Source organism: Nitratireductor sp. ZSWI3 (genome assembly GCF_024655565.1).
Lineage (GTDB): Bacteria > Pseudomonadota > Alphaproteobacteria > Rhizobiales > Rhizobiaceae > Nitratireductor.
In genome coordinates this window covers 1-5788 of the sequence record NZ_JANKOF010000162.1, presented here as the reverse complement: position 1 = coordinate 5788, position 5788 = coordinate 1, and the positions used below count along the sequence as shown (strand labels likewise).

Sequence of the window (5788 nt, the reverse complement as noted above, 5' to 3'; positions counted from 1 at the left end):
AAAGAGACTTTGGCGGATCACGTTTCGAGAGAAAGTTACATCGTTCGGCCGGCTTCGGTTGGTTGAGCGGGTGTGAATGTTCTCGTCGATTCATGCGTGACCAAGCCAATATCAAATCTCTAAACATGAGAGTTTGATCCTGGCTCAGAACGAACGCTGGCGGCAGGCTTAACACATGCAAGTCGAGCGCCCCGCAAGGGGAGCGGCAGACGGGTGAGTAACGCGTGGGAATCTACCCAGCTCTACGGAATAATTCAGGGAAACTTGGACTAATACCGTATACGTCCTTCGGGAGAAAGATTTATCGGAGTTGGATGAGCCCGCGTCTGATTAGCTAGTTGGTGGGGTAATGGCCTACCAAGGCGACGATCAGTAGCTGGTCTGAGAGGATGATCAGCCACACTGGGACTGAGACACGGCCCAGACTCCTACGGGAGGCAGCAGTGGGGAATATTGGACAATGGGCGCAAGCCTGATCCAGCCATGCCGCGTGAGTGATGAAGGCCCTAGGGTTGTAAAGCTCTTTCACCGGTGAAGATAATGACGGTAGCCGGAGAAGAAGCCCCGGCTAACTTCGTGCCAGCAGCCGCGGTAATACGAAGGGGGCTAGCGTTGTTCGGAATTACTGGGCGTAAAGCGCACGTAGGCGGACCATTAAGTCAGGGGTGAAATCCCGGGGCTCAACCCCGGAACTGCCTTTGATACTGGTGGTCTCGAGTTCGAGAGAGGTGAGTGGAATTCCGAGTGTAGAGGTGAAATTCGTAGATATTCGGAGGAACACCAGTGGCGAAGGCGGCTCACTGGCTCGATACTGACGCTGAGGTGCGAAAGCGTGGGGAGCAAACAGGATTAGATACCCTGGTAGTCCACGCCGTAAACTATGAGAGCTAGCCGTCGGGCAGTTTACTGTTCGGTGGCGCAGCTAACGCATTAAGCTCTCCGCCTGGGGAGTACGGTCGCAAGATTAAAACTCAAAGGAATTGACGGGGGCCCGCACAAGCGGTGGAGCATGTGGTTTAATTCGAAGCAACGCGCAGAACCTTACCAGCCCTTGACATCTGGGTCGCGGCTTCCAGAGATGGAAGCCTTCAGTTAGGCTGGACCCAAGACAGGTGCTGCATGGCTGTCGTCAGCTCGTGTCGTGAGATGTTGGGTTAAGTCCCGCAACGAGCGCAACCCTCGCCCTTAGTTGCCAGCATTCAGTTGGGCACTCTAAGGGGACTGCCGGTGATAAGCCGAGAGGAAGGTGGGGATGACGTCAAGTCCTCATGGCCCTTACGGGCTGGGCTACACACGTGCTACAATGGTGGTGACAGTGGGCAGCGAGGCCGCGAGGCCGAGCTAATCTCCAAAAGCCATCTCAGTTCGGATTGCACTCTGCAACTCGGGTGCATGAAGTTGGAATCGCTAGTAATCGCGGATCAGCATGCCGCGGTGAATACGTTCCCGGGCCTTGTACACACCGCCCGTCACACCATGGGAGTTGGGTTTACCCGAAGGCAGTGCGCTAACCGCAAGGAGGCAGCTGACCACGGTAGGCTCAGCGACTGGGGTGAAGTCGTAACAAGGTAGCCGTAGGGGAACCTGCGGCTGGATCACCTCCTTTCTAAGGAAGGACCCTTACGAGGCTTGCCTCTATCGGTTCTCTTTAAGAACAAGATCGGGATAGTCATTCCCGGTCGCCTTTACCAAGCGGGATCTGCCGCCTTCGTTTCTCTTTCTTCACGGATGATCTTCATGCGCTCGCGCGCCGTGTCGGCCTTCGGCCTGGCGCTCCGCGAGGGCGCGGCACGAGCCGCGGCGGCCGGTCGGCCTTGCGAGACTGCGTCTCGTTGGCGGGCCATCGTGAGCGCGGGTTTAGGGCCTGTAGCTCAGGTGGTTAGAGCGCACCCCTGATAAGGGTGAGGTCGATAGTTCGAGTCTATCCAGGCCCACCACATTGCGTTCGCTGAGTTCTGTTTGCTGACAGGGCTTCGGCGACATGGCGTTGAGGGGCTGTAGCTCAGCTGGGAGAGCACCTGCTTTGCAAGCAGGGGGTCGTCGGTTCGATCCCGTCCAGCTCCACCAACGCCTTGTTGGGTGTCGAGCGGAGGGAAGGTCATCCGTTGAGAAAAAAGGTTTGCGACCTGGCCGATGGCCGGTTGCCTGTTCTGTGTGACATTGTGAAGAGAAGATTTGTTCGGACATCGCGGATGCGGTGTGTCGGCCGGGAACGCTCAATTCCCGTCCAGATGATTGGCTGCCTAACCGCAGGCCACCGGACAGATCTCGAGAAGCTGGTCTTTTCTGCCAATCTCCGTCGGGTGAATAGTGAAGTGGAGAATAGTGAATGGGGAACCATTCACCATTTTGCCATTCACCATTCACTGGAACGATGGGCATTGGCAATGAGAATGATCAAGTGTCTTAAGGGCAACTGGTGGATGCCTTGGCATGCACAGGCGATGAAGGACGTGATACGCTGCGAAAAGCTACGGGGAGGTGCGAATACCCTTTGATCCGTAGATATCCGAATGGGGAAACCCACCTTAGATACTTGGGAAATCAAGCGCGCCGCTGGCGCTTGGGTGAATAGAGAAATGGTGAATAGTGAATGGTCGAAAATACCATTCACCATTTTGCCATTCACCATTCACTGCGCGTCGAAGACGCGCTTGGTTTCCAAGTATCGTTTAAAGGTATCTTATTCTGAATACATAGGGATAAGAAGCGAACGCGGGGAACTGAAACATCTAAGTACCCGTAGGAAAGGACATCAACCGAGACTCCGCTAGTAGTGGCGAGCGAACGCGGACCAGGCCAGTGGCAATGGTGAGACAAGCAGAACCTTCTGGAAAGGAGGGCCGAAGCGGGTGACAGCCCCGTATGCGTAATGCGAACCATTGTCCTCGAGTAGGGCGGGACACGTGAAATCCTGTCTGAACGTGGGGGGACCACCCTCCAAGCCTAAGTACTCGTGCATGACCGATAGTGAACTAGTACCGTGAGGGAAAGGTGAAAAGCACCCCGACAAGGGGAGTGAAAGAGTACCTGAAACCGGTTGCCTACAAACAGTGGGAGCACGCAAGTGTGACCACGTACCTTTTGTATAATGGGTCAGCGACTTAGTGTAACGTGCAAGCTTAAGCCGGTAGGTGTAGGCGTAGCGAAAGCGAGTCTTAATAGGGCGATCAGTACGTTGCACTAGACCCGAAACCGAGTGATCTAGCCATGAGCAGGTTGAAGGTAAGGTAACACTTACTGGAGGACCGAACCCATATCTGTTGCAATAGATCGGGATGACTTGTGGCTAGGGGTGAAAGGCCAATCAAACTCGGAAATAGCTGGTTCTCCGCGAAATCTATTTAGGTAGAGCGTCGGATGAATACCTCGGGGGGTAGAGCACTGGATGGGCTAGGGGTCCTCACCGGATTACCAAACCTAACCAAACTCCGAATACCCGAGAGTACTATCCGGCAGACACACGGCGGGTGCTAACGTCCGTCGTGGAGAGGGAAACAACCCTGACCAACAGCTAAGGTCCCCAAGTTATGGCTAAGTGGGAAAGGATGTGAGACTCCCAAAACAACCAGGATGTTGGCTTAGAAGCAGCCATCATTTAAAGAAAGCGTAACAGCTCACTGGTCTAATTAAGGGGTTTTGCGCCGAAAATGTACCGGGGCTAAAGCCATACACCGAAGCTTTGGGTTCACCGCAAGGTGAGCGGTAGCGGAGCGTTCCGTAGGCTGATGAAGGGAGACCCGTGAGGGCTCCTGGAGGTATCGGAAGTGCGAATGCTGACATGAGTAACGATAAAGGGGGTGAGAGACCCCCTCGCCGAAAGTCCAAGGGTTCCTGCTTAAAGTTAATCTGAGCAGGGTTAGCCGGCCCCTAAGGCGAGGCCGAAAGGCGTAGTCGATGGGAACCACGTTAATATTCGTGGGCCTGGAGGTAGTGACGGATCGCAGACGTTGTTCTTCCTTATCGGATTGGAAGGGCAGCCAAGCGGTCCCGGGAAATAGCTCCTCCTTATAGACCGTACCCGAAACCGACACAGGTGGACTGGTAGAGTATACCAAGGCGCTTGAGAGAACTCTGCTGAAGGAACTCGGCAAATTGCACGCGTAACTTCGGGATAAGCGTGACCCTTCGGTGGGCAACCATCGGGGGGTGGCACAGACCAGGGGGTAGCGACTGTTTATCAAAAACACAGGGCTCTGCGAAGTCGCAAGACGACGTATAGGGTCTGACGCCTGCCCGGTGCCGGAAGGTTAAGAGGAGGGGTGCAAGCTCTGAATCGAAGCCCCGGTAAACGGCGGCCGTAACTATAACGGTCCTAAGGTAGCGAAATTCCTTGTCGGGTAAGTTCCGACCTGCACGAATGGCGTAACGACTTCCCCGCTGTCTCCAGCAGAGACTCAGTGAAATTGAATTCCCCGTGAAGATGCGGGGTTCCTGCGGTTAGACGGAAAGACCCCGTGCACCTTTACTATAGCTTTACACTGGCATTCGTGTCGGCATGTGTAGGATAGGTGGTAGGCTTTGAAGCCAGGGCGCCAGCCTTGGTGGAGCCATCCTTGAAATACCACCCTTATCTACATGGATGTCTAACCGCGGCCCGTCATCCGGGTCCGGGACAGTGTATGGTGGGTAGTTTGACTGGGGCGGTCGCCTCCTAAAGAGTAACGGAGGCGCGCGATGGTGGGCTCAGAACGGTCGGAAATCGTTCGCTGAGTGCAATGGCATAAGCCTGCCTGACTGCGAGACAGACAAGTCGAGCAGAGACGAAAGTCGGTCATAGTGATCCGGTGGTCCCGCGTGGAAGGGCCATCGCTCAACGGATAAAAGGTACGCCGGGGATAACAGGCTGATGACCCCCAAGAGTCCATATCGACGGGGTTGTTTGGCACCTCGATGTCGACTCATCGCATCCTGGGGCTGGAGCAGGTCCCAAGGGTATGGCTGTTCGCCATTTAAAGCGGTACGTGAGTTGGGTTCAGAACGTCGTGAGACAGTTCGGTCCCTATCTGCCGTGGGTGTAGGAATATTGACAGGATCTGTCCCTAGTACGAGAGGACCGGGATGGACGTATCTCTGGTGGACCTGTTGTGGCGCCAGCCGCATAGCAGGGTAGCTATATACGGACGGGATAACCGCTGAAGGCATCTAAGCGGGAAACCCACCTGAAAACGAGTGTTCCCTGAGAGCCGTGGTAGACGACCACGTCGATAGGCCGGGTGTGGAAGTGCGGCAACGCATGGAGCTTACCGGTACTAATAGCTCGATCGGCTTGATCATTCTCATTGCTCGTGCCCATCGCCAAGGCGATGGTGCGATTTGTCCTCACGGATGAGCGCGGCTTGCGCCGCTATCCTCCGGACGGGGCGCGGCATCAGCCGCGACGGCCACTTGGCCTTGCGGGCAAAAGCCCGAAACCAGCGAATGGAGCAGCCAACAGCGAAACGGGAAATCCCTATTCGCTAATCGCTAATCCCTATTCGCTCATCTCAGCCCAGCTTCTCGATTTGATGCGCTTTGCCGACCTGGTGGTTATGGCGGGGTGGCTGCACCCGTTCCCTTTCCGAACACGGCCGTGAAACGCCCCAGCGCCGATGGTACTTCGTCTCAAGACGCGGGAGAGTAGGTCGCTGCCAGGTCTGCAAATCGCATCAAAACATCCTCACAAACAAATGGCCCCTCCGCAAAACACGCGGCAAGCCCAAATTCCTTCGACGCGGGGTGGAGCAGCCCGGTAGCTCGTCAGGCTCATAACCTGAAGGTCGCAGGTTCAAATCCTGCCCCCGCAACC

General features: G+C 55.6%; 3 tRNA genes and 3 rRNA genes. All 6 read left to right on the top strand.

Annotation, left to right across the window (positions count from 1 at the left end):
• The first annotated feature begins 121 nt into the window (after positions 1-121).
• The 6 genes from NUU27_RS24770 to NUU27_RS24745 all read left to right on the top strand — a co-directional run bounded on the left by NUU27_RS24770 (position 122) and on the right by NUU27_RS24745 (position 5786).
• Positions 122-1606: ribosomal RNA gene (locus tag NUU27_RS24770) — 16S ribosomal RNA — on the top strand.
• Between the two features lie 254 nt (positions 1607-1860).
• Positions 1861-1937, top strand: a tRNA-Ile gene (locus NUU27_RS24765).
• A gap of 54 nt (positions 1938-1991) precedes the next feature.
• A tRNA-Ala gene (locus NUU27_RS24760) sits at positions 1992-2067 on the top strand.
• 328 nt (positions 2068-2395) lie between these two features.
• A 23S ribosomal RNA gene (locus NUU27_RS24755) occupies positions 2396-5277 on the top strand.
• A gap of 244 nt (positions 5278-5521) precedes the next feature.
• Positions 5522-5636, top strand: a 5S ribosomal RNA gene (rrf, locus tag NUU27_RS24750).
• The 16S, 23S and 5S rRNA genes sit together here with 3 tRNA genes alongside, the layout of an rRNA operon.
• A 76-nt stretch (positions 5637-5712) precedes the next feature.
• Positions 5713-5786: transfer RNA gene (locus NUU27_RS24745), tRNA-Met, on the top strand.
• The last annotated feature ends 2 nt before the right edge of the window (positions 5787-5788 follow it).